This window comes from uncultured Limnohabitans sp., assembly GCF_937889215.1.
In the GTDB taxonomy this organism is placed as follows: Bacteria; Pseudomonadota; Gammaproteobacteria; order Burkholderiales; family Burkholderiaceae_C; genus Limnohabitans_A.
In genome coordinates, this window is the sequence record NZ_CALBEX010000314.1 from 1 (window position 1) to 2,019 (window position 2,019).

Genomic DNA, 2,019 nt, shown 5'->3' on the forward strand with positions numbered 1-2,019 from the left:
TTGGCGCTGGCTACCGGAGCCCAAGTCGACCATTTTGTTGACGTCAACAAAATGGTTTGTTACCCCTTGACCACTCAGTTCGCAGGCGGTCTTCGCTTTGCTGATCACGAGTCCGAAGTTGCGCCATTCCGTGTAGCCCAGCAGGTGCTGGATGTCCCTTGCAAGCCAGTACTCAACGCCAGTTTCAGTTTGTTGCGCATGACCCTCAAAATTGTCGGTGAGGGCTTGGACCAACTCTTTTTTCATGGCGAGACTCCCGTTTTGACCTCTGGCTTGGCATGGTGTCCATTTTCAATGTGAGTCCTATCGTAATCTCTTTATGCCTCCCTCACGCCAGCAAATCCGCCTCGGTGCGCACCAGATCATTCCAGATGGTCTGGAAGTGCAGCCAACCGATGTATTCGCTGCCGACGTGTTCGCGGCTGTAGCGTGCGCGGTCCGGGGGCACCAGGCGCGGAGTTTGGCCTGTGGCCATCACGGCCAGTTGTTGCTTGCAGCAGCGCTCCAGCGCAATGAACCAGAAGGCTGCAGCCTCGATGCTGTGGCGGCTGGCGGTGAACAGACCGTGGTTTTGGTGGATGGCGGCTTTGACGCCCTTGAACCAGTCGGCCACTTTCAGGCCCGCCTGCACCTCGACCGCCACTTGACCGGCTTCGTCGCCAATGACCACATGGTCTTCAAAAAAAGCAGCAGCGTCTTGCGAGATGGGCAGCAAAGGCTGGCCGAGCGAAGCGAAGGCTGTGCCGTAGACCGTGTGGGCGTGGCACATGGCCAGGATGTCGGGGTGCGCCTCGTGCACGGCGGCGTGCAACACGAAACCAGCCCGGTTGACTGCGTAGTCTCCCTCAATCACCTGGCCCTGGTGGTCCACCAGGATCAGGTTGGACACCTTGACCTGCGCAAAGTGCACCGCCATGGGGTTGGTCCAGTACAGGTGGGGGCGCTCGGGGTCGCGGATGGTCAGGTGTCCCGCAAAGCCGTAGTCCAGACCGGCACGGGCAAAGGCCCGGCAAGCCCCGGCCAGGCGTTCTTTGAGGTATTGGCGGTGTTGGGCGTGGTTGTCAAAAGTAGGAATGCCCGGAAACAACAGACTGGGCTGCTCGGGTTGGTAGATCGACACCTTGGGCTCGGTCAAGGGGTCAAAGCGGTGTTCGGAGGGCAAAAATTGGTTGGAAGTCATGGGGTGGTCCAAAAAAGCCAAAGTGTTGGAAAACCGGATGTTCATCCGATATTTGCCCAATATTCGCCTAATGGGGGCTGTCTTGACAAATGGTGAATGCTCATGGAAACATGAACTCAATTCATCTGAAAATCACTTGCATGAGAAATCTTCCGCCTTTGGCCCGCTTGCGCACCTTCGAGGCGGCTGCGCGCCTGCAGAGTTTTGCCCTGGCCGCTCAAGAGCTGCACCTGACCGCTTCGGCCATCAGCCACCAGATTCGCGACTTGGAAAAGTATTTTGGCCGAGCGCTGTTTGAGCGCAGCCACCGCCAGGTGCAGACCACGCGGGAGGGGCAGCGCCTCTTTGAGAGTCTGGACCGTTTGTTCGGTGCACTCGAAGCCAGTTGCGCCGAGGTGCAGTTGCCCACGCAGGACCAGGTGCTGGCGGTGCACTGCGCGCCCAGCCTGGCGCTCAAGTGGCTAGGCCCGCGCTTGCCCGGCTTCATGGCGCTGCACCCGACGGTCAACATCCGCCTCACCACGGGCGCTGAGCCGCTCGATTTAGGGGCGCAGCGAGAGATCGATGTCTCGATTGCCTACGGCCCACCGCGCTACACCGCGGGGCTCGATGTCTGCGCTTTGGGCGACGAGCACATCGCCCCGCTGGTGGCCGCGCGCCTGCTGCAACGCGAAGAACCGCCAGAGCAACTGCTGGCCAGATGGCCCTTGATTGACTCGCAGCTGAGCCCCGTGGGCTGGCCGCAGTGGTTTGCCTTTCATGCGCTTCACATGCCCGCAGGGCCTCGGCCCTCTTTTGACCGTGCGGCCATGGCGATTGCCGCGGCGGTCGATGGCATG

The 2,019-nt window shown here is 60.5% G+C and carries 2 protein-coding genes and 1 pseudogene; 1 reads left to right on the forward strand and 2 read right to left on the reverse strand.

The features are described 5' to 3' along the window. A pseudogene (locus tag Q0341_RS08060) lies at positions 1–246 on the reverse strand (DNA damage-inducible protein D); the annotation flags it as partial. An 82-nt stretch (positions 247–328) separates the two neighbouring features. Beyond that, the gene (locus Q0341_RS08065; protein ID WP_299511913.1) at positions 329–1,180 is read right to left on the reverse strand and encodes a class II aldolase/adducin family protein; all 852 of its coding nucleotides are present in this window, start codon (positions 1,178–1,180) and stop codon (positions 329–331) included. A 140-nt stretch (positions 1,181–1,320) separates the two neighbouring features. Between Q0341_RS08065 and Q0341_RS08070 the strand changes: the two genes are divergently transcribed. Next, positions 1,321–2,019 (forward strand): LysR family transcriptional regulator (locus Q0341_RS08070; RefSeq protein ID WP_299511915.1); only part of this gene is annotated, 699 nt, incomplete at its 3' end.

Bases quoted from the DNA above. Each gene is read 5' to 3' on its own strand.
- Q0341_RS08065 (WP_299511913.1), bottom strand. From the start codon at position 1,180: ATGACTTCCAACCAATTTTTGCCCTCCGAACACCGCTTTGACCCCTTG.